Annotated in this window: 22 protein-coding genes; 9 read left to right on the plus strand and 13 right to left on the minus strand. The window is 29.1% G+C overall.

What is annotated here, in order from left to right; translation table 11 throughout:
• Positions 1–131: 131 nt before the first annotated feature.
• Both ACH2BC_RS04765 and ACH2BC_RS04770 read right to left on the minus strand, forming a co-directional pair.
• The gene (locus ACH2BC_RS04765; protein ID WP_395052840.1) at positions 132–722 is read right to left on the minus strand and encodes an XAC2610-related protein; all 591 of its coding nucleotides are present in this window, start codon (positions 720–722) and stop codon (positions 132–134) included.
• An 87-nt stretch (positions 723–809) separates the two neighbouring features.
• Positions 810–2,189 (minus strand): DUF4403 family protein, encoded by a 1,380-nt coding sequence (locus ACH2BC_RS04770; RefSeq protein ID WP_395052841.1) that lies wholly within the window; start codon positions 2,187–2,189, stop codon positions 810–812.
• A 293-nt stretch (positions 2,190–2,482) separates the two neighbouring features.
• On the opposite strand from ACH2BC_RS04770, the gene ACH2BC_RS04775 reads away from it, so the two are divergent.
• The 4 genes from ACH2BC_RS04775 (at position 2,483) to tsaB (ending at position 6,508) form a co-directional block, all read left to right on the plus strand.
• The gene (locus tag ACH2BC_RS04775) at positions 2,483–3,925 is read left to right on the plus strand and encodes a TolC family protein (protein WP_395052842.1); all 1,443 of its coding nucleotides are present in this window, start codon (positions 2,483–2,485) and stop codon (positions 3,923–3,925) included.
• 2 nt (positions 3,926–3,927) lie between these two features.
• On the plus strand, positions 3,928–4,119 hold the full coding sequence (locus ACH2BC_RS04780; protein ID WP_395052843.1) for a hypothetical protein: 192 nt from the start codon (positions 3,928–3,930) through the stop codon (positions 4,117–4,119).
• Positions 4,120–4,135: 16 nt separating this feature from the next.
• Positions 4,136–5,428, plus strand: a complete 1,293-nt coding sequence (locus tag ACH2BC_RS04785) for an efflux RND transporter periplasmic adaptor subunit (RefSeq protein WP_395052844.1) — start codon at positions 4,136–4,138, stop codon at positions 5,426–5,428.
• 420 nt (positions 5,429–5,848) lie between these two features.
• The gene (gene tsaB / locus ACH2BC_RS04790) at positions 5,849–6,508 is read left to right on the plus strand and encodes a tRNA (adenosine(37)-N6)-threonylcarbamoyltransferase complex dimerization subunit type 1 TsaB (protein ID WP_395052845.1); all 660 of its coding nucleotides are present in this window, start codon (positions 5,849–5,851) and stop codon (positions 6,506–6,508) included.
• Between the two features lies 1 nt (position 6,509).
• On the opposite strand, the gene ACH2BC_RS04795 is transcribed toward tsaB, so the two are convergent.
• The 3 genes from ACH2BC_RS04795 to ACH2BC_RS04805 form a co-directional block, all read right to left on the minus strand.
• The gene (locus ACH2BC_RS04795) at positions 6,510–7,337 is read right to left on the minus strand and encodes a mechanosensitive ion channel family protein (protein ID WP_395052846.1); all 828 of its coding nucleotides are present in this window, start codon (positions 7,335–7,337) and stop codon (positions 6,510–6,512) included.
• Positions 7,338–7,418: 81 nt separating this feature from the next.
• Positions 7,419–7,895 carry a hypothetical protein gene (locus ACH2BC_RS04800; protein WP_395052847.1) on the minus strand — a complete coding sequence of 159 codons (477 nt, stop codon included), beginning with the start codon at positions 7,893–7,895 and terminating at the stop codon, positions 7,419–7,421.
• A gap of 49 nt (positions 7,896–7,944) precedes the next feature.
• Positions 7,945–9,966: a thioredoxin domain-containing protein gene (locus ACH2BC_RS04805; RefSeq protein ID WP_395052848.1), complete on the minus strand. Its 2,022-nt coding sequence runs from the start codon at positions 9,964–9,966 to the stop codon at positions 7,945–7,947.
• A gap of 328 nt (positions 9,967–10,294) precedes the next feature.
• Between ACH2BC_RS04805 and ACH2BC_RS04810 the strand changes: the two genes are divergently transcribed.
• Genes ACH2BC_RS04810 through ACH2BC_RS04830 form a run of 5 tightly spaced genes read left to right on the plus strand, consistent with a single transcriptional unit; the run spans position 10,295 to position 15,419 of the window.
• Complete coding sequence (locus ACH2BC_RS04810; RefSeq protein WP_395052849.1) at positions 10,295–10,687, plus strand: hypothetical protein; 393 nt, start codon at positions 10,295–10,297, stop codon at positions 10,685–10,687.
• A 2-nt stretch (positions 10,688–10,689) separates the two neighbouring features.
• Complete coding sequence (locus ACH2BC_RS04815) at positions 10,690–11,238, plus strand: hypothetical protein (RefSeq protein WP_395052850.1); 549 nt, start codon at positions 10,690–10,692, stop codon at positions 11,236–11,238.
• A 16-nt stretch (positions 11,239–11,254) separates the two neighbouring features.
• Positions 11,255–11,758 (plus strand): hypothetical protein, encoded by a 504-nt coding sequence (locus ACH2BC_RS04820; protein ID WP_395052851.1) that lies wholly within the window; start codon positions 11,255–11,257, stop codon positions 11,756–11,758.
• Between the two features lie 59 nt (positions 11,759–11,817).
• Positions 11,818–13,593, plus strand: a complete 1,776-nt coding sequence (locus tag ACH2BC_RS04825) for a T9SS type A sorting domain-containing protein (RefSeq protein ID WP_395052852.1) — start codon at positions 11,818–11,820, stop codon at positions 13,591–13,593.
• A 20-nt stretch (positions 13,594–13,613) separates the two neighbouring features.
• Positions 13,614–15,419 carry a T9SS type A sorting domain-containing protein gene (locus ACH2BC_RS04830; protein ID WP_395052853.1) on the plus strand — a complete coding sequence of 602 codons (1,806 nt, stop codon included), beginning with the start codon at positions 13,614–13,616 and terminating at the stop codon, positions 15,417–15,419.
• A gap of 260 nt (positions 15,420–15,679) precedes the next feature.
• Here the strand turns inward: ACH2BC_RS04830 and ACH2BC_RS04835 are convergent, their stop codons facing one another.
• From ACH2BC_RS04835 to ACH2BC_RS04870, 8 genes are all read right to left on the minus strand, one after another.
• Positions 15,680–15,880: a dodecin family protein gene (locus tag ACH2BC_RS04835; protein WP_395052854.1), complete on the minus strand. Its 201-nt coding sequence runs from the start codon at positions 15,878–15,880 to the stop codon at positions 15,680–15,682.
• 44 nt (positions 15,881–15,924) lie between these two features.
• Positions 15,925–16,287 (minus strand): nuclear transport factor 2 family protein, encoded by a 363-nt coding sequence (locus ACH2BC_RS04840; protein WP_395052855.1) that lies wholly within the window; start codon positions 16,285–16,287, stop codon positions 15,925–15,927.
• Positions 16,288–16,321: 34 nt separating this feature from the next.
• On the minus strand, positions 16,322–17,188 hold the full coding sequence (locus ACH2BC_RS04845; protein ID WP_395052856.1) for a pseudouridine synthase: 867 nt from the start codon (positions 17,186–17,188) through the stop codon (positions 16,322–16,324).
• A gap of 82 nt (positions 17,189–17,270) precedes the next feature.
• Positions 17,271–18,050 carry a glutamate racemase gene (gene murI / locus ACH2BC_RS04850; protein ID WP_395052857.1) on the minus strand — a complete coding sequence of 260 codons (780 nt, stop codon included), beginning with the start codon at positions 18,048–18,050 and terminating at the stop codon, positions 17,271–17,273.
• 72 nt (positions 18,051–18,122) lie between these two features.
• Positions 18,123–18,626 carry an OmpH family outer membrane protein gene (locus ACH2BC_RS04855; protein WP_395052858.1) on the minus strand — a complete coding sequence of 168 codons (504 nt, stop codon included), beginning with the start codon at positions 18,624–18,626 and terminating at the stop codon, positions 18,123–18,125.
• Between the two features lie 34 nt (positions 18,627–18,660).
• Positions 18,661–19,683, minus strand: coding sequence for an OmpH family outer membrane protein (locus ACH2BC_RS04860; protein ID WP_395052859.1), 1,023 nt, complete (start codon positions 19,681–19,683; stop codon positions 18,661–18,663).
• A gap of 35 nt (positions 19,684–19,718) precedes the next feature.
• On the minus strand, positions 19,719–22,454 hold the full coding sequence (gene bamA, locus ACH2BC_RS04865) for an outer membrane protein assembly factor BamA (protein WP_395052860.1): 2,736 nt from the start codon (positions 22,452–22,454) through the stop codon (positions 19,719–19,721).
• Positions 22,384–23,127: an isoprenyl transferase gene (locus ACH2BC_RS04870; RefSeq protein WP_395052861.1), complete on the minus strand. Its 744-nt coding sequence runs from the start codon at positions 23,125–23,127 to the stop codon at positions 22,384–22,386. The genes bamA and ACH2BC_RS04870 overlap by 71 nt, the downstream gene beginning before the upstream one ends.
• Positions 23,128–23,130 lie beyond the last annotated feature (3 nt).

The raw sequence follows: 23,130 nt of genomic DNA on the forward strand, positions 1-23,130 counted from the left end.
GTAGTTACGAAGTTCGTAACTTTTTATTTTTTGTTAAAGATAAAATTATTGCGAAAGAAAAATGTGAATTTTGCACATTTTTCACCATTTCTTGAAACGGCTGTTACCTGACGTTTCTTAATTTCTATACATTATTTTTTTATTACGCTCCAAGTTTTATTTTTTTCATCGTAATAATATGTAATTCCTTCTTCAGTTGCACTGTTTACTCTGACATGTATATGCAATGTTTTATTTTCAATGTCAATATAATCTGGGAAGTAAGTCATTTCATTAGACAAATATGTGTCCAGTATAAACTTCTGATTTTTTGACTGTATATAGAAATTATAAAGTGGTCCACCATTTCCACCTTCTTCACGTTTTATTGCTATATCTTCTTTTCCATCAAAATTTAAGTCAGCAACAATCAAATCTCCAAAATCATTTTCATTTGATTTTAAATATTCATTTGCAAAATATTTTTTATTGTTCTGACATTCTTTAAAGCTTTTAGATTTCAAAATGAATTCACTTTCTATATTTATTGTTTGGACTTTTTTTTGTTTTGTTTTGTCATGAATTACAATAATTATTTCAGCTTTACCCAAATCTTTATTGTCTTTGGATCTTAGCATAACATCAAAATCATATACTTTAGAAAGATCTAAGTCAATACAATTTTGAGCATTTCCAAAATTGAAAATTGTAAATGAAATTAATATGAATAGTCGTTTTTTCATGTCGGGTTCTGAAATGTCAAGTAACTAATTAATTGTTGCAACTTTCCATTAAAAGTTTCCCAAATATACAAGGAATAATTCAATCATTTACTCCATTCCATCAATACGAACATTAACTTTTCCGCTAGTATTGATAAAAGCAATTATAGCTTCATTAGTTAATTCTACTTTTTCAAATTCAAAATCGGCCAAAGTTCCGTTTACAAAAACGCCTTTCATTGGCGAATAATTACTTAAATAAGGCAACATATTTTTCTTAGCTTCATCAAGATTTTCTTGAATAGAATAACGACAATTAGTTTGAATTTTCTTTAAAATTGTGCCTTGCAACAACCAATTGGCAGTTTTGGTTAAAATGCCTTTGGTGTTTAAAACATAATCCATTTGATCAAAATAAATTTCCTTAGTTATCGCATTATAATTAGGAATTCCAGACAAATAAATGCTTCCATTAATGCTTCCTGTCATATCTAATTCAATTATCATTTTGCCATCTTTTGCCCAAAGTGCTACTTTTTGAACCACAATTTTTCTAGTTCCAGAGGCAAATTCTTTTCCTTGAAAATTCTTAGTAATTATTCGCGAAGCACTTTCATAAGTAGAAACCGCAGCAATTGTAGCAGTAGTTTTTTCTGGAACTTTGGTAACTGGTTTAAACAAAATGGAATCTTTGTTAAAACTGGTTTTAGGTTCTTGTCCAACCATGGTTTGCATACTGCATTTCAATCCTAAATCCATTACAATTTTGCTTTTTTGCAACACAGCATCAGTAACATACATTTCTATTGGATTCAATTTAAACCAAGTTTCATATTGTTCACTGGTTTGAAATGGCGTACTCATTTTTTCTAAAACTTGTAACACATAAGGTTTAAAATCGCACGATTTTTCTATTGCATCATCAATTGTTTTTGCAACTTTAGATTTGAATAATGATAATGTTGGCGTAATAATATAAGTAATTGGAACTTTTTTTCCAGCTACAAGAATTGTTGGACTTTCTACCCATTCGAAATCTTCAATTACTGATGTTGTGTTCATTTTCCAGTTAGATAATTTAACATCACTTACCAAAGTTATTGTTCCATTTAAATCTAGTTCGCGAGTATCGTTTAATCCCATAAACTCTGTACCATATTTAATTTTGCCCCAAATTTTTAATGGAATTATCGATTGAATTTTTCCTCCTTTTTCTGAAATTTTAATAGTTCCAGTTTTCCAAATTTTCATTTCAGATTTATCATCTTTCATGTCATTGTCTTCATAAATCAATCCGGTTAATGATTTGTTTAACTGATTTTCAATTTCTTTCATCGTAATTTCCATAGGCATACTTACAAATGAGGTGTTGGTTTTATATGCCATAGGAACATTTTTAGATGGTTCTGGTTTTAATGAAGCAATTTTATTTGATGTAGCACAACTGATTGTTAAAAACGGAATTATTAGGTAAAGTATTTTTTTCATTTTTGATATTGAATTTATTTTTTGCATAGTTTTTGGAGAATCTTCCTGCGTCAGATTGACAAAAAGTGCGACAAAATAGTCTTTAAATTTTAAATAGATTTTAACCATTGAAATTAATATTGAAATTGATTTTTGATATTGAAATTGAAATTGATTTCGACATTGAAATTTTTTTCCGATGTGAATGTAACAAAAAAACATTTCCAACGTCTGATTAGAAATAAAAATTTAACTCATTTTAGTTTAAAACGATTAAATTTGCAATGCATTGTATTCACTTTGGAATAAATAGTATGAAAAACAATTTTGGTAAAATAGGAATTCTTTTTTTAATGTTGACCGCATTTTCATCTGTTGGGCAAGCTAAAAAATGGACGTTACAAGAATGCGTTGAGTATGCATTAAAAAATAATATTTCTGTTCTTCAAACCGATTTAGAAAATAAAACTGCACTAATTGATAAAAAAACGGCTTTCGGAAATTTTCTTCCAAATGTAAATGCCAATGCTTCTCATTCGTGGAATATTGGATTGAATCAAAATATTACTACTGGTTTATTAGAAAATCAAACTACACAATTTACTTCGGCAGGATTAAGTGCCAATGTTACTATTTATAATGGTTTACAGAATCAATATCGATTAAGAAAAGCCAATCTTGCAATTCTTGCATCACAATATCAATTAACAAAAATTAAAGATGATATTTCATTAAATGTTGCCAATGCTTATCTTCAAATACTTTTTAATAAAGAAAATTTAAAAGTTCAAAAAGAATTGCTTTCCAATGATGAAAAACAATTTACTAGAACTAACGAATTAGTTAGTGCTGGAGTTGTGCCAAGAGGAGATTTGCTTGATGTAAAAGCAACAGTTGCAACTGATAAACAAAAAGTTGTGGCGGCAGAAAACAGTTTGTTTATTTCTAAATTGAGTTTGGCGCAATTACTTCAACTACAAGATTTTGAAAATTTTGATATTGCTGATGCTAATTATGAGCCAAAAGAAAGCACAACAATGCTAGAAAAACCTCAAACAATTATAGACAAAGCCAAGCAAGATAGAATTGAAATTAAAATTGCAAAAACCAATCTTGAGTTGGCACAAAAAGATATTTCTATTGCTAAAAGTGCTTTTCAACCTACTGTTTCTGGATTTTATAACTTCAACACAAGAGTAGGTTATTCTCAGCAAGTAGTTGGAATTGTACCAAATGCTCAAAATCCTACTTCAGTTATTGGACAAGTTGACGGAACAGGACAAAATGTTATTCAACCCAATTTTTCTGCTGTTTTGGGAAATCCAGATCCATTTTTTGATCAATTAAGTAATAATAAAGGTCAGAGTTTTGGAGTTCAAATTTCTGTTCCAATATTTAACGGATTTTCTGTAAAAAATAATGTAGAACGTTCTAAAGTTGCTTTTGAAATAACTGAAATTGCATCTAAACAAGCCAATTTAGATTTAGAAAGAAATGTTTACACTGCAATTACAGATGCAAAAGGTGCAATAAATGCTTATGAAGCTTCGGTTACATCGCTAGAAGCAAGAAGTGAAGCATTAAATTATGCCAAAGAAAAATATGCTGTAGGATTGATGAATAGTTTCGATTACAATCAAGCGCAAACATTATATGCCAACGCTCAATCTGAAGTTTTAAGAACTAAATTCGATGCAGTTTTTAAAGTAAAAGTGGTAGAATTTTATTTTGGAATTCCAATTATGCAAACAAATTAAGTATGAATTTTAAATTTGAAAATTTTAAGATTTTTATAGAATGTTTAAAAGGATTCTCAGTAGGAGCCATTTTTGGATTATTGATAATTTATTTTAGAAAACTTGATTCATTTGTACCAATAATAATTTGTGGATTTGTAACAATGAGCATTCATATTAGAAATAATTCATATAAAATAAATAAAAAAGAATAAAACTAACAATACGATTATGTCAAAAAAAGTAAAAATAATTATTGGTGCACTTTTAGGAATTATAATTCTATTAGTAATTTTGTCTAAAACTGGAGTTTTTGGCGATAGAGATAATGCAATTGAAATTGAAACTGCTAAAGCAAATGAAATTACAATTGTAGAAACAGTATCTGCAACAGGAAAAATACAACCCGAAATTGAAGTTAAAATATCATCTGAAGTTTCTGGAGAAATTATTGCATTACCAATAAAAGAAGGACAAGTTGTTACTAAAGGACAATTGTTAGTAAGAATTAATCCAGATTTATATACTTCTGGAGTTGATCGTTCTGTTTCTAATTATTCTGGTACAAAAGCAGGACTAAATCAAGCTGACGCCTCATTTAAAGAAGCTCAAGCCAATTATAATAGAAACAAAACATTGTTTGACAAAGGAATAATTTCAAGGTCAGATTGGGATAAAGCAATTGCATCATTTGAAGTTGCAAAAGCAAGTAAACAATCGGCTTACTACAATGTTCAAAGTGCCTCTGCAACGGTAAAAGAAGCCAAAGATAACTTGGGAAGAACTTCAATTTATGCTCCAGAAAATGGTACAATTTCTATGCTAAATGTAGAACTTGGCGAACGAGTTTTGGGAACACAACAAATGACTGGAACAGAAATATTGCGTGTTGCCAACCTTAATAATATGGAAGTTGAAGTTGATGTAAACGAAAATGATATTGTAAAAATTAGTATTGGAGACAGTACCAATATTCAAGTTGATGCTTATCTTAAAAAAGTTTTTAAAGGAATTGTAACTAGCATTTCTAATTCTGCAAGTTCTACAACAACTGCCGATCAAGTAACCAATTTTAAAGTAAAAATTAGAATTATAAAAGAATCATATCAAGATTTACTAGAAGGAAAACCAGAAACGTTTTCGCCATTTAGACCAGGAATGACTGCAACAGTAGATATAATGACTACTAGAAAAGAAAGTGTAATTGGAATTCCGATTAGTTCAGTAGTTGTAAAATCGGATACTACAGCAGTTAGTAAAATTAAAATTGATGATGAAAATAATCCTGATAAACCAAAACAAAAATCAGATAAAAAACTAGAATGCGTTTTTGTAAAAGTTGGAGACAAAGCTAAAATTAGAATTGTAAAAACAGGAATTCAAGACGATACCAATATTGAAATTCTTTCTGGATTAAAGAAAGGCGATGAAGTTATTATTGGTCCATACATTACCGTTTCTAAAGATTTAAATTCTGGAGATAAGGTTAAACTTGCTGTTAAAGTTGATGAAAAGAAGAAATGATTTATAGTTTTCAGTGATCAGTTTTCAGTTTGAATTTTGCAGGTTTTTGAAAATTACTTTTCAATTTCAATTTCAAAAATCAATTTCAAAAATCAATTTTAGTTTCAAAAACTTATTCACACTGTCATCCTGAGCGCAGTCGAAGGAACGCAAACTAAATCAATTTAAATAAAATATCAATTTTAAAATTTTACTCACTTTGTCATCCTGAGCGCAATCGAAGGAACGCAAACAAAGTCAATTTGAATAAGAGCATAAATTTTAAAAACTTATTCACACTGTCATCCTGAGCGCCAGTCGAAGGAATGCAAACAAAGTCAATATAAACAAAAAATAATTTTTAAAAATATACTAATTTTGTAATCCTGAGCGTTTCCGAAAGCAATCGGAAGAATAAACACAAACAAAAAATACAAAATCGTGCCTTACATTTTAAACATAGAAACTGCAACCAAAAACTGTTCTGTAGCATTAGCCAAAGACGGAAAAACAATTTTATGTAAAGAAATTGCAGAAATAGGATTTTCTCATGCTGAAAAATTACACGTTTTTATTGAAGAAATAATTGCCGAAGCTGGAATTTCTATAAATGACTTAAATGCTATTGCAGTAAGTTCTGGTCCAGGTTCATACACTGGTTTACGAATTGGAGTTTCTGCGGCTAAGGGTTTGAGTTTTTCTTTAAATATTCCGCTAATTTCTGTAGATACTTTAACTTCACTTGCAAACCAAGTTTTATTTTCTGATGGATTTATAATTCCAATGATTGATGCCAGACGAATGGAAGTTTATAGTGCAGTTTTCAATTCTGATAAAGAAATAATTAGAAAAGTGGAAGCCGAAATTTTGACCGAAAATAGTTTTAATGAAATTACAGAAAAAATTTATTTTATAGGCGACAGCAATGAAAAAGCAAAAGCAATTTTAACCAAACCTAATTTTGTTTTTCTTGACGAAATAAAATATCCATCGGCTAAAGAAATGAGTTCATTATCATATAAAAAATTTCTTGGAAATAGTTTTGAAGACGTTGCTTATTATGAACCTTATTATTTAAAAGATTTTATGTTTGCAAAGTAAATTATTCTTTACTACTTTCTCTAGTATAAGGTTGAATTACAATTCCTTTTAGGTCGAAAGCGGTTTTGGTATTTTCTAATAAATCTGAAGAAACTTCTCCAAAATCTTCGTTTTTAGTCCAAGCTCTAATGGCCAATCTAATTGCATTATCTGTTAAATCTCTAACAACTACAACTGGTTCTGGCGATTTTAAAATTTTTGGATTACTTTTCATAACATCTAAAACCAATTGTCTTGCTTCTTTAATATTGGTTTCATACGAAAGTGAAATCGTTAAATCAGTTCTTCGAGTTTCGTTACTAGAATAATTTATAATTGTTCCGTTAGACAAAGCGCCATTTGGTAAAAATATAACTTGATTGTTTCCTGTAAGTAATTGTGTGACAAATATTTGAATGTCAATAACTTCGCCACTAACACCTTGTGCTTCAATAGAATCGCCAAGTTTAAATGGTTTAAAAAGTATAATTAGCATTCCGCCAGCAAAGTTAGACAATGAACCTTGCAATGATAATCCAACAGCCAAACCAGCAGCGCCAAGAATTGCCACAAATGATGACGATTCAACACCAAGTTTTGTAATAACTGCAATAAAAAGAACAATTCTTAAACCCCAAAAAATAATGTCAGATAAAAATTCGATTAATGTTGGATCAAATTTTCGTTTCAACATTACTTTAATAGCAATTTTGTTAATGATTTTAATTATCCAAACACCAATTAATAGCATCAAAATTGCGGCTATTAATTTTGGAGTATAATCAATTAATACGTTTACAATTGCATTAGTATATTTAGTAAAATAGTCAATTTCGATTAGTAGTTTCATAGTTTTTTATAAAAAAAATCACGCACAAGGCGTGATTTAATTTGTTTTACAAAAATAGTAAATATTTATTTCTAATTATAATTAGTCAGCAGCTTCTTCAACTCTATCAGTTGCGTCGTCAACTTTTTGCTCAACATCAGCTACTTTTTCTTCAACTGCATCTTCTACTTTCGTAGCTGTTGCAGCAGCAGTTGCAGCTACAGTTTCAGTTGCATCGGCAACTTTATCTTCTGCGCCATCAGTAAACGAGCTTACTTTTTCTTTTACAGTTTCTACTGCATTTCCTGCAAATTCTTCTGCTTTATCAGCAAATTCTCCTGCTTTTTCTTTTACAGTTTCATAAGCATTTTCTATTGCATCTTTAGCTCCAGGAATATGCTCAGCAACTTTATCTTTAGCTTGATCTACAAAATCTTCTACTTTATCAACATAAGGTGCAGCAGCAACTTTAGCTTTTTCAATTGCATCACCTGCAAAATCTTCTACTTTATCGGCTACAGATTCAATATTTTCTTTAGCAGAACCAAATAAATTTTTAAAAAAACTTCCTAATCCCATAATAATTTCTTTTTTAGTGGTTAATCTGCAATAGTACGAAATTTTTAAATTAATTGTTAAAAATTGAGGTGATAATTTCATTAAAATCTTCACTAGGCAATTCACAAGTTTTATTTTGACACAAGTAAAATAAACTCTCATTTTCTTGAAAGCGATTTTCAAGAAAAGGCAAACCAGAAATTTTATTGGTTGCAGCGACTATTACATTTGGCAAATAAAGCGAATTTATTTTTTGTAAATAATCTAAAGCATTTTTAGTTGTTATTGCGAGTTCTCTATTCGTATCTGAAAAATGTAATGAAACATTTAGCCAATTAGAAAATGCTGATGGATAATCGATATTTTCTAATACATGATGCAACATTTGTTGGGCAATTTTTTCGTAATGAGAATTGTTGAAATAAATACTTAAAACAACTAAATTATTTGCCATAACCGAGTTGGATGCTGGAATTACATTGTCTTCAATTTCAAAATGTGTAGTAATTAATGCTTCGTCTTTTATAGATGTAAATCTAAAAAATTGCGTTGTTTCGTCATAGAAATTATCCAAACAATAACTGGTTAATTGCCTAGCAGTTTGCAACCAATTTTCATTCATAGTAATTTGATACATTCCTATAAAAGCATCAATTACAAAACAATAATCTTCAAGATATCCGTTAATTGTGGAACTTCTGTTTTTATAATTATGAAATAAATTTCCCTCAGGTTGAAGAAATTTTGATTCTATAAAAGCTGCATTTTTTAAAGCAATTTCTAAATATTTTTCGTTTTGAGTTGCTTTGTACCCATCAATAAAACCTTTAAGCATTATGGCATTCCAAGAGCAAAGACATTTATCGTCTAGTCTTGGTTTGTTTCGTTTTTCTCGTTCGTTGTAAAGTAGTTTTTCCCAAGAAATTTTCTTTTTATGAAGTTCATTTTCTGAAATATTATTTTGTAAAGCAATTTCAAATAATGATTGATTTTGAATTAGAACATAGTTTTCATTTTCCCAAAAGCCAAATTTGTTAACATTGAAAACTTGAGAAAACAACTGAAAATCTTCTTTTAGAATTTTTTGTAATTCTAGTTTTATCCAAACATAAAATGCACCTTCTTCTAAATGATTTTCTGCATTTAAACTGTCAGCATCAAGTGCAGAATAAAATCCGAATTCTGAGGTTAAAAATTCTTTTTCTACAAACGAAAGTGTTTTTTCAATAACTTCTTTGTACAGTTTATTTTGAGTTAATTTATAAGCGTTTGCATATAAAGAAACCAGTTGACCATTGTCGTATAACATTTTTTCAAAATGTGGAACGTGCCATTTCATATCTACAGAATAGCGTGAAAATCCGCCATCAATAGTGTCAAAAAGTCCGCCATAAGCCATTTTGGTTAAGGTAAGATTTACAAAGTCGAGTAGTGGTTGGTTTTTTGTTTGATAACCGTAACGCAACAAAAACTCATAATTGGTTGGCATCATAAATTTAGGTGAACGCGCCATTCCTCCAAATTCTAAATCGAAACTTTTTTGCCATTTTTGAAGAAGTAATTCTATGTTTTCAAAATTAAATTGGGATGTTTCATTTTCATTTTGAATTACACTCATTGCTTGTAATCCATCATATAATTTTAATGAATATTCTATTAACTTTTCTGGATTGGAAACATACAATTCCTGAAGTTGTAATAAGTAATGAATCCAATCGTGTTTTTTAAAATAAGTTCCACCCCAAATTGGTTTTCCGTTGGGAAGACACACTACATTCATTGGCCAACCACCATGAGAAGTCATTATTTGCACGGCTTTCATGTATACAGCATCTATGTCTGGACGTTCTTCGCGATCTACTTTTATGTTTATAAAATAGTCATTCATTGTTTGTGCAACTTCATTGTCTTCAAAACTTTCGTGTTCCATAACGTGGCACCAATGGCAAGCAGAATAGCCCACAGAAATTATAATTAGTTTATTTTGTTGTATTGCTGATGCTAATGTTTTTTCATTCCAAGCTTTCCAATGTACTGGATTGTTGGCGTGTTGTAATAAATACGGACTGGTTTCTTGGTTTAACTCGTTCATTTTTTAATAATTAAAACTTCAAAAATACAATACAATTTAGCAAAATATTAATTTTTATTGTAAAATAGGAAAATTCGTTAAAATTTAAATTTATAGTTATTAAGCGATTTAGCATTAACAAAAAAGTATAAATTATTTCTAAATTTTTAACATATACTCAATAAATATAATGTAAAAAATAACAAGTATTTTTAAATAATTCTTAATTAAATTACAAAATAATCGTTAATTTTTAATAATACTTGTCATTATGTATTTACTTTGAAATCAGATATCTAAAAAACATTTTTTTAACTCGTTGTTTAAAACCAACATATAACATTTAATTATGATTAGAATTAAAAAATTATTTATTGTAAGTTCTTTAATGATTGCAATTTTAGGACTGAGTTCGTGTAGTAAAGAAGATGAGAATCTTAGTACTACTGAATTAAAAAGTGTTGGAAATAATATTATTAAAACGCCCAAAATGATTGAGTTTGAAAAAAAGCTTAATTTATGGTTATTATCTAAATCTTCTCAAAGTACTGATCTTAAAAACAGTAATAATGTCGAAATTAATGATGACATACAAACTGTTTCTATTGAATTGCTTGACGAATTAAAAGCTAATGAAATAGAATATAAAAGTAACACTAATTTAACTACAGATGAACTAGTACTTCTTGCTTTGGATAAATACAATAAAGAATTAAATGAACTTTACACTAAAAATAATTAATTATGAAAAAGTATATTTTAATTTTTATATTATTTTTTGGTGTTTCTTACGCTCAAAAAGTAGTTTCGGTTTATAATTTATCCTCTAAGGCTATTAGATTAAATATGATTGTAACCAAGCCACCAACTGGAACTTATCCTTGGTGTGCGAGTGTTTCACCTACTCAAATAACACTTGCACCATATAGTGGTCAATTTATATTAAAAAATACTAGCAGTACTACAAAATTTCCATTTTTATCTACAGTTTCACCTGTTATTACTAATTGGAGAAAAGTTGTATTTGTGCCACCAGGACCAAATGGTAGTTTTACTAACTTAACCAGTGCATTGCTTTATGCAGATGCAATTACACCGAATCAAAATTTTAACTATTTAACTTTTAGTATTTACAACACTGCAAATACTATTAATTTGAATGCCGGTGGAACAATTGGGGTTTCAACGCCATCAACTATTGTATATTCATCACAAGCTATTAGTGTTGATTATGGTGGTTTTCAAAATACACCAACTGAGTTTGAGCATAGCTTAATTTTCACAGATCTTTAATTAAAAATTTAATAACATGAAATACATAACAATACTAGTATTATTTATTTTTACTATAAATAGCACTGCGCAAAAAACATTAAATATTGTAAATAATACTGGTTTGACTATACAAGCAACTGATATTGTTTCAAGAACAACAGCTAATTCTTATCCAGAATTACACAGTAAGTCGTCAGTATTTAATATTTTACCTTTTACTACTTATAAAATGGTTAATACTGCAAGTTTAACAAGATTTCCTTATAATTCTACTGTAAGTACTCCAACAATTCCTACTTGGCAAAGTATAAGTAGTACTGGAGCTGTTACTTATTTACCAGCTAATACTGCTTGGCTTGGTGGTGCCAATCAAAGTTTTTATTATTTTAGATTTACGGTTAATAACATAATTTATTATATTGGTAATGGTTTTAATCCAAATCCATATCCTACTTTTATAACTGGAGCTGGTTTTACTGCACAATATACAGTGCTGGGAACACCAGGAGCTCCAATTTATAATATTCTTATTCAATAGTTAATTTATAAAGCATACATATTTATTATGTATGCTTTACTTTTTAAAATATGTCTAAAATGAAAAAGTTACTATTTTTTGCATTAGTACTAACTAACTTTAGTTTTTCACAAACTTTAAATTACCAGCGTAATTGGGCAACCTATCTAGGTGATGAACGTTTTTGGTTCAAAGATAGTAAAGCAGATAAAGCTGGTAATATTTACATTGTTGGAAGTGTTTACTCAATTTCTGGTGTAGCACCAAATTTTACAACTGCTGGATGTTATCAAAGTACTTTTGCCGGTGGAGATTTGGATGGTTTTATTATTAAAATGAACAACCAAGGTGCAATTGTTTGGGCAACTTATTTTGGTGGTGAAGGCGTAGATAGTATTTCTGCCATAACATTTGATAATAATAACAATATTTGTATTGCAGGTTCTACTAATAGTATAACCGGGATTACTTCTGCAAATTCTTATCAAACTAACAATAATGGAGAATTTGATTTTATGTTTGCAAAGTTTTCTTCTAGCGGATCGTTACTATGGAGTACTTATTATGGCAGTACTCTAGATGACGGAGAATTAACTGGAAATGTTTATGGTGCAAATGGAGGAAATAATTTTATACATATAAAATGTGATAACATTAATAACATTTACATTATTGGACATTCAAATAATGAAGATTTAGGAACAACTGGAGTATTTCAACAACAAAATAATGGGGCTTACTATTTACTAACTAAGTTTTCATCTGATGGACAACGAATTTGGACAACCTATTATGGTATATATAGTAATTATCTAAATTCGTTAAGTGTTTCTAATTCTGGTATTTTTTTGGGAGGTAGAACTGGTGCAGAATGTAATCCAAATGTAAATTTATATAATACTTATTATGGTACTGCTGGAAGTTACCAACCTTTACCAGCTAGTTGTTTAGAAACTTATATTTCTAAATTTGATTTTAATGGACAGCGTTTATGGAGTACATATTATGGAACAAATTCTGCGGATAATAGATACTCTAATTCTTTAGAAACGTATCAAAATAAAATTTACTCTACTGGTTGGTATAATTTATCAAATCTTTCAACAAGTGGTGTTTTTCAAGAAAACACAATTAACTCAATGTTATTGGCTCAATTTAATGAGAATGGTACAAGAGATTGGGCGAGTTATAATGGATTTGCTCCACTTCAAAATACATATTTTTCAGATATTTCTAATTTATCAGTCAATAATCAGGGTGTTGTATTTTTAAGTGGTGTAACAAACAAAACAGAAAACATAGCCACTGCTAATGGTTTTAAAACAAATTTAACTGGAGATTATGATGGTTTTGTTTCTGTTTTTAATAATACTGGTCAAAAACTTTGGGGCACTTATTATGGTGGTACTTTAACGGATGATTATTTAATGTGTAGCCCATCTGAAAACAATTTTTTTATAGTAGGTTTTACTAATAGTACTCAAGATATTGCAAGTGCAAATGGTTTGCAACCACAATATACTATTTATGCTCCAAATGATTTTAATTATCCTAAAAGTAATATGTTTGTGGCTTATTTTGAAGAAGTTCCACTAGCTACAACAAATTTTAATTCTTCTAGTTTTTCTATTTACCCAAATCCTAACAATGGTACATTTACTATTTCAATAAATAAAGATAACTTTGAAACGGTAGCTTTAGAAGTTTATGATGTACTAGGAAAGAAAATTTTAAATCAAGATTTAATTGCTAAAGAAACAAGTATAAAAACTGATAATTTATCTAAAGGAGTTTATTTTGCTAAGATTACTACTAGTGATAATGAAGTTTTTACTAAGAAAATTGTTGTGGAATGAATTTGTTTCAATTGTTAAATATGAAAAAGTTACTATTATTTACATTATTACTATATAATTTAAGTTTTTCTCAATCAACCAGTTTTCAAAAAACTTGGGCGACTTATTATGGTGATGAAAATGTTGTTGTAAACGATGCGGTTATTGATAACGCTGGTAATATTTATTTAGTTGGTGTAACAAATAATAATAATTCTTTTGACTCTACTGATGATGCACATCAAACACAATTTGGTGGTGGTTCTGCTGATGGTTTTATATCTAAAATTAGCCCTACAGGTCAACTCCTGTGGGCTACTTTTTTTGGAGGTTCAGATGTAGATATTATTGAAAGTATAACAATTGATAGGTTCAATAATATATTTATATCAGGTTATACAAGTAGCCAAAACCAGATTGCTACTTTAAATAGTTTTCAGTCTTCTCTAAATGGTGTTGTAAATTCCTTTTTTGCAAAAATATTAATAGATGGTTCTGTAGAATGGTCTACCTATTATCTTTCAAACATAACGACTAATATTGGAGATGGTGAAATAACTATTGGTAATAATTTATTAAGCTATTCTGGATTAACTTGTGACAATAATGGAAATTTATACCTATTTACACTTTCAGAAAATGAAAGCGAAGCTACCAGTGGTACGTTTCAAACTCAAAGAAATAGTAGTAAGTATTTAATATCAAAATTTAATCCACTAGGTCAACGATTATGGGCTACTTATTATGGTATCAATTTAAGTGAAATTACTGCAATTTGTGTAAATGAAACTGGACTTTATGTTACTGGTAGAGGATTAGATTGTGTTAATGGTGATGAAATTGTAAATACTTACTTTGCTACACCCAATTGTTTTCAAGCTGATGGTGGTAGTGGTTGCTATACATCTTATTTAACAAAATTTAATTTAGAAGGTCAAAGAGTATGGAGTACCTATTTTGGTAATCAAGGTGAAAACACTAATTTAGATGATTATGCATTGAAAAATAGTTTGAAATGTTTTGAAAATTCAATTTATATAGGAATAACAGCAGGAAGAGACGTTGGAATAGCTACAATAGGTTCTTTTCAAGAAACTAAAAATTATTTATATTCAGGTGGTTTACTAAAATTTGATAGCGATGGAAATAAAATTTGGGGAACTTATTATGGTTTAAATCAATATGATAATTCAAATGCTATAACAGTTAATTTAGCTATTGATAAGCAAGGAAATCCCTATTTAGGAGGTACAACAAATTTTTTAAATAATATAGCTACAACTGGTTGTTACCAAAATAATTTAATTTATAATTTAAATAACCCTTATTTTAATTATGATTCATTTGCAGCGAAGTTTAATGCTAATGGAGAACGTATTTGGGGCACTTATTTTGGCGGCACAGAATTTGAAACTTCAGCCAATTTACTTACTAACGGTACTTATTTTTATCTTGTTGGGTTAACTGAAAGTACAAGTAATATATCTACAAACGGTGCTTATCAAACTAGTTTTATAAACAGTAATAATACTCAAATAAATCCCAAAAATAATTCTTACATAGCACGCTTTGATCCATTGGAACTTTCAACAAACACCTTTAATTCTAATTCTTTTTCAATTTACCCAAATCCAAATAATGGAAATTTTACACTATCAATTAATAATGATAGTTTTGAAAAAGCAACTTTAATCATGTATGATGTTTTAGGAAAGAAAATTTTAAATCAAGATTTATTTACTAAGGAAACAATAATAAAAACTCATAATTTATCTAAAGGAGTTTATTTTGCTAAGATTACTACTAGTGATAATGAAGTTTTTACTAAAAAAATTGTCGTGGAGTAATTGGTTTTGTTACTATTTAATTTTCTAGCCCAGACGGAAATGGAAAGCTTTTTATTTAAAATTAGTAATTTTTCTTTACACTAAATTGCGACCAGCGGAAGCACATTTATTGTTTAGAAAAATAGTGATTTTAAGTAAAAACTTGAAATGTACTGCTGGAAAATGCTTTTAGAGAGATTCTGAAACAAGTTCAGAATAAACAAGTTCAGAATAAACAAGTTCAGAATTAAAAAGCGCTTCATTTAGAAACGCTTTTTTAATTATTCTATTTCGAAAGTGAGTTTTAAATTCACTCTGTACTCGGTTACTTTTCCGTCTGTTACTTGTGCGCTGTGTTCTTGCACGTAAACTGAACGTATGTTTTTTAAAGATTTAGCAGCTTGTGTTACTGCTTTTTGTGTTGCGTCTTCCCAACTTGTTGGTGAGCTTGATAATACTTCGATTACTTTTAATACTGCCATAATTTCTCGGTTTTTAATTAGAAAATTAAAGGTAGTTAATTTTTTTAACTGTGGTAAACTCTTGAGGCAATTATTTTTCCTTCTTTTATATCTAATACTTCGGCAACTTGCATTTGGGTTTCGTTTTCTACAGTTCTAATGTATTCCATAAAAACTCTGTCAGAATTGGCAGTTAGCGATGTTACTTTGTAATGCAATGTTGGTAAGTTGGTAAATGCTTCGTTCCACCACGATTGTAAATGCGATTTTCCTTTTACTAAACCATTAGTTTCTGGATGATTTACTTTTAATTTTGGGCTAAAATGTTCTGCATCATCATCATATAATGATAAAAGTTTTTCTAGATTGTGCGTGTTGAATGCTTCAAACCAAGAATGGGCAATGGATAAATTTTTTTGAGTTGTCATATATATGGATAAAAAAACCTAAATTAAATTTAGGTTAGCAATTTTTAAGATTTATAATTTCTTGTTCTGTAAGTGGTCTATAAATTCCGCGAGCTAAATTCTTTTTGGTTAATCCTGCAAAGGCAACTCTATCTACTTTTATTACTGTGTAATCGTATTTTTCAAAAATAGCACGAACCACTTTTACATTAGGAGTTTTTAACTTAATACCAACTTCATTTTTTGGCTCTTTTTCTATATAGCTAATTTCTTCTACATGTAACTTATGATCATCAAGTGTTACTCCAGCTTGAATTTTTTCCAAATCTTCAAATTTTAAATTTTTATCTAATGTTACTTGATAAATTTTAGGTGATTTTTGATTTGGTAATCCAAATTTTCTTATCATATCAGTATCGTTAGTAAAAACTAATAATCCTGTTGTGTTTTTGTCCATTCTACCAATTGGTTCCATGTATGATTTAGATGCGCCTTTTAGCAATTCTTGAACATTTCTATGTTCTACTTCGTCTAGAGAAGTAGTGAAGTTTTTAGGTTTGTTTAATACAAAATATTCTTTCTTTTCTGGAGTTATTAATGCGCCATCAAAGTTTACAACTTCGCCAAGTTTTACTCTGTAGCCCATTTCTGTAACTACAATTCCGTTAACTTTTACGTTTCCAGATTGTATGTAAATATCTGCATCTCTACGAGAACACATTCCAGAGTTGGCAATGTATTTATTTAATCTTATGTCGTCAGTTTTTAAAGGTTTAGAAACGTTTGGCGATTCCTTTTTTACTGTTGGTTTTCTATTTTGAGAACGTTTAGCCATTGCAGGTTTAGGTGTGGTTGTAGATTTTTTTCTATCACCAGTTGGTTTGCTAGAACTTGGACGCTTATTATTGTTTGGTGTGCTCATTGCTTGTAAATTTTTGCAAAGGTACTGAATTAGGATTTGGCAATAGTGATTACTTTTTTAAAAGAAATTTATTTCATAAAAATTAGAAATCTTTAAAATCTATGTGGTATTTATTTTTTAAAATCTCGCTAAGTACTTTAGGATTAGTATTGGTGTAGAAGGTATGCGAATTTTTATTGGATGCATCATTTAAACCAATTTTTTCTAATAATATATTTTTTGTTTGTTTGGCTACAGCTTGACCTGAGTCTATAATATGAATTTTAGAAGGAATAATTTTTTTAATTTGTGGAATTAAATACGGATAATGACTGCAACCTAAAACTAAATAATCAATATTGGCTTTAATCATTGGAGACAGATATTGTTTTAATAAATCTTTCATTTCTAGCGAATTTATTTTTCCGCTTTCTATTAATTCTACTAGTCCAAAACCAATTTGTTCAATAATTTCTACGTCTTGAAATTTCTCTACATTTTTATGAAACAATTCACTGTTTAAAGTTCCTTTAGTGGCAAGTATTCCTATTTTTTGGGTTTTAGAATTGGTTGCAGCAGGTTTTATTGCAGGTTCAATTCCAATAAATGGGACATCATATTTGGAACGTAATTCTTTTATAGCATTAGTTGTTGCGGTATTGCAAGCTACGACAATGATTTTGCAATTTTGATTAAGAAGAAACTCGGTATTTTTACAACTTAGTTCAAGAATTTCTTGTTTAGATTTTTCTCCGTAAGGTGCATTTTTACTATCGGCAAGATAAATTGTATCTTCATTGGGAAGTAAATTGTGAATTGCTGCCCAAATAGAAGTTCCGCCAATTCCTGAGTCAAAAAGTCCTATTGGATTATTGTTAGTCATAAAAACAAATATAAAAAAAAACTGCCTTGTTTTGCAACAAGACAGTTTATATATTTTAAAAATAAATTTAGATTAAAATCCTAAATCTTTTTTTACATCGGCAGTTAAATCTGGACCATCAGCTAAAAGTAATGAACCATCAGAACCATTTAATACATATTGATATCCTTTAGCTTTTCCAACTTTTTGGATAGAAGCTCTTACTTTATCAATAAGTGGTTTCATTAAATCGCCTTCTTTCTTTTGAAGTTCTTTTTGAGCATTTTCTTGAAATTCTCCAATTCTTTTACCCATATCTTGCATTTCACCTTGACGTGTTTGGTTTACCGCATCTGTAACAGTTGCTGATTCGTCTTCGTATTTTTTAGCTTTAGCTTGATATTCTTCAACCATTGTTTTATATTCAGCACTGTAAGTAGCTTCTACTTTTTTTAACTGATTTTGAGCTTCAATTATTCCTGGCATTTTAGAAGTAAGTTCATTAACATCTACATGAGCAGTTTTTGCTTGAGCATTTATAGTTTGAGCTCCAAATAATGCTACTGCTGCTATTAATAAAGTTTTAAATTGTTTCATCATTCTTAAAAATTAATTAGTGTTTTAAATTGTTTTATGGTTTAACTTGTTTATTAATTCGTTCTTCTTCTCTTGCTTTTTTTAATGCTTCTCTTTCTTCAAGAGCTTTTTGTTTTTTTTCTTCTAATGCTTTTTTTCTATCGTCAATTAACTTTTGTCTTTCTTCTAGAGTTTTTTTCTTAGCATCTAAAGCATCGGCCATTTTTTGTTCTTTTTCTAATTTGGCTTGCATTGCTGCTTCATCTGCTTCGTTAGAATCTATTTTGTCGCCTTCTAAATTATCTTTATCAGAAACTGTGCCAGTTTTTTTATTTGTCTTATCTGCTAGTAGTTGTTTTCTTTTTTCTTCAAATGCTTTTTTCTTTTCTGCAGCAGCAAGTTTACGTTCGTCTAGTAGTTTTTGACGTTCTTCTTTTTTGCCTTCCATTAATTTTTGACGTTCTACAGCTTCTGGATTGTCATCAATCATGTCTTGTTTTCTTTCAGCTTCGGCTTCTTTTTTAAGGTCTTTGTTAGACATTTGTTTTCTTTTGTCTGCACGAGTTAAAATACTTACAACTCTATCGCTAACATCAAATCGTTTTGCAGCAAAAAGCATTGTTAAATCTGATGATTTATCAAATATATAATCATATTTTTTTGCTTCGGCTAAATCTTGAACGGCATTAAAAACTTGATCTTGAATTGGCTTTACAAGAACTGCTTTTTGAACCATTAAGTCGCCATTTGGTCCAAATCTTTTTTGTTGATAATCTAAAAGTTCGTTATCTAAAAATGTAATTTCTTCTTCACGTTCGGCAATTAATTCTTTAGTTAATAAAACTTTTTCAGTTTTTAAACCTTCTCTAAGTTTATTAATTTCTACTTTTTTGGCTTCAATTTCTTGTTTCCATTTTTGTGCTTTTTCTTCTAATTGGTTTTTAGCTTCGGCATAATCTGGAACTTTTTCAAGTATATATTCCATATCAATATAACCAATTTTAACTCCTCTTGTTTGCGCTACAGTAGCATTTGTGAAGGTTAACGAGATAAGCAATAGTAAAAAAATTTTTTTCATAATGCGAATTTTTTTTGAAATAATAAACAAATATACTAAAATTGTTGACCAATTATAAAATGTGTTTGCCATCCACTTTTTACAACATCACCAGGAACAGGATCAAAACCATGAGCAAAGTCAATTCCTAGTAAACCAAATGCTGGCATAAATATTCTAATACCAAAACCGGCAGATCGTTGTAATGCAAACGGATTATATTGCTTAAAATTGTTATACGATGCTCCAGCTTCTAAAAATGATAATGCATAAATTGATGCTGCTGCTTTTAAAGTTATAGGATAACGAAGTTCTAACGAGAATTTATTATAAATAGTTCCACCATCTACAGATGATAAAGATTGATTAGGATAACCTCTAAGTTGCACAACTTCTCTTCCATCAAGTGCAAAATTGGCTAAACCATCTCCACCAACATAAAATCGTTCAAATGGAACATTTCCTCTGTCTTTATTGTAATTTCCAAGATATCCAAATTCTCCTAACGTTTTAAGAACTAAATCGCCATAAATTGTGGTATACCAATCGGCTTTAAATTTTACTTTATAATATTCTAACCAATCAAAACGTTTTTGATCTATTTTTCCTTGATCTGCATCAGCTTCAGCAAAACTATTTACTTTTTCAAATACATTCGGATTTGCTTCTGTTGCACTTATATAATCGCCTTCGCTTACTAATTGTCCATCAGAATTTGCAGTGGTTGTAATTCCAGCTCCAGCTCTAAATCGTAATTTATACTCTTCAAGATTTTTTAAATTTGCATAATCAATTCCATTAAACAAAGAATAAGGAAGAGTGAATTTAGTTGATAAACTAATTTCAGAACCTTTAGTTGGGAAAACTGGATTGATTGCTTTATTATTTCTAGAAATTCCAACATTAAACGCTAAGTTTCTAGAGGAACCATCTCCAAAAGTAAATAAACCTGTATTGTAATTATTCAAATCATAATATTGAAAACTTACAGCATTTGAAAGTACAAAATAATCATCTGGAACAGTAAGTCTTTTTGCAATTCCAACAGATAATGAAGTAATATTAAAACTTCTACTCTTATCTACACTACTTGACGAACCTGTATATAAAAATTGCTTACTCTGAGATATTGATGAGGAGAAACTTACAGGTTTTTTACCACCAAACCAAGGTTCTGAAAAAGACAAACTATAGGTTTGAAAAAATGAACTTGCTTGTAAACGAAGCGCAACTTTTTGACCGTCACCCATTGGTAAAGGTTTGTATGCACTACCTTTAAACATATTTCTTGCAGAAAAATTATTAAAGGATAATCCTAAAGTTCCAATAAAACCTCCTCCACCATAACCACCTTGAAGTTCTATTTGGCTTGACCCTTTTTCTACTAAATTATATTCTATATCTACAGTTCCAGCAGTTGGATCAACATTTTTAAATTTTGGTTCAATTGCTTCTGGATCAAAAAATCCTAATTGACCAATTTCTCTAACTGTTCTTACTAAATCTTCCTTAGAATATTTTTCTCCTGGTTTTGTTCTAAGTTCTCTGTATATTACTTTGTCGTTAGTTTTATCATTTCCAACTACAGTAATTTTATTAAAATAGGCAATTGGACCTTCGGTTATTCTAATTTCAAAATCGATAGAATCGTTTTCTGTTTTTACTTCAACCGGATTTACATTAGAAAATAAGTATCCAGTATTTTGATATAAATTGGTAATATCTTCTCCGTCTGGTTTAGTTTTATCTGCAATTCTTTTTTCTAAAAGTACACCATTATATACATCACCTTTTTTAATTCCTAAATATGCATTTAAAAGCTGATTAGAAAACACAGTGTTTCCCAAGAATTTTATATCTCCAAAATAGTATTTTCTACCTTCTTCTACTTTAATGTTTATGGCTAATTTATTCTTTTTTTTATCTAAAAATACCGAATCAGAAACTATTCTTGCATCTCTATGTCCTTTCTCTTTGTACTTATCGATAATCTTAGCTAAATCATCATTATATTTACTTTTAATAAATTTAGATGGTTTTAATATTCTTATCGGATTTATCTGCTTGGTACTTCTCATAAATTTTCTAAGTTTTTTATCAGAAAATTTTTCATTGCCAACAAATACTATTCTATCTATTTTTATTTTTTCTCCTTTGTCAATATTTACAACCATATTAACATTGTTTCCAGAAGTAGTGTCTGCAACTGTTCTTATTGCAACTTTGGTGTTGAAGTAACCGTCTTTTTTATATTTATTTTCTAAATAATTTTTGGTAGTTGTAATTAAGTTTTCATTTACAATTTTACCTTTGGTAAGCGAGTTTTCTTTAATTAATTCTTCTACTTTACCTTTTTTTATACCATTAAATTTTACTTCATTAAGTTTTGGGAGTTCTACAATATTTAATTCTAAATATATACTATCGCCAACAATTTTATTTACATAAAAATCTATATCACTAAAAAGTCCAAGTTTACCAAGTTTTTTAATAGCATTACTTATTTCTTCTCCTGGAATAACAATTTCTTGACCTTTTTCAAGTCCAGCAAAAGTTACTACAGTTTGTTTATTAAAACTAATTTTTCCTGTTACATCAACGTCGGCTAAAATATATTTTGTACCTTGTTCAAAAGGCATTCTTTCTTGGGCATTTAATTGGAAAGCATTTCCTACACATATAAGTATAAAAAATGCTTTGATAAAATTGTTCAACACGTATTTATTTTTTAATTTGTTCACTTGTTTTTCCAAATCTTCGTTCTCTTTTTTGATAGCTAATAATGGCTTCATATAAATGTTCTTCTGTAAAATCGGGCCATAAAACATCTGTAAAAAATAATTCTGCGTAGGCAATTTGCCATAATAAGAAATTACTTATTCGATGTTCGCCGCTAGTTCTAATTAATAAGTCTACTTCTGGCAAATTGTGCGTGTAAAGATGCTCATTAATAATTGATTCATCAATAGTGTCTATTGAAATTATATTATTTTTAACTTTCTCACTAATGTTTTTTATAGCATTTATCATCTCTTCTCTTGATCCATAGCTCAAGGCAAGGGTTAATACCATTTTAGAATTATCTTTAGTAAGTGAAATTACTTCATTAAGCTCTTTTTGAATACTTTTAGGTAATTGGTCTAAATTGCCTATTGAATTTAATTTAATGTTGTTTTCTTGAAGTGTTTTTAATTCATTTTTTAACGAATGAACTAGTAATTTCATTAAAGTATCAACTTCTAGTTTTGGTCTGTTCCAGTTTTCGGTAGAAAAGGCGTAAAGTGTTAGATTTTCTATTCCTAGTTTTGCACAAGATTCTACTGTAGTTCTTACCGATTTTGTGCCGTTTTCATGACCAAATGCTCTTAATAATCCTTTTTGTTTTGCCCAACGACCATTGCCATCCATAATAATGGCAACATGTTTGGGTAAATTATCTAAGTGTATTGATTCTAATAAATTCATAAT

Source organism: Flavobacterium sp. (genome assembly GCF_043760115.1).
Taxonomy (GTDB): domain Bacteria; phylum Bacteroidota; class Bacteroidia; order Flavobacteriales; family Flavobacteriaceae; genus Flavobacterium.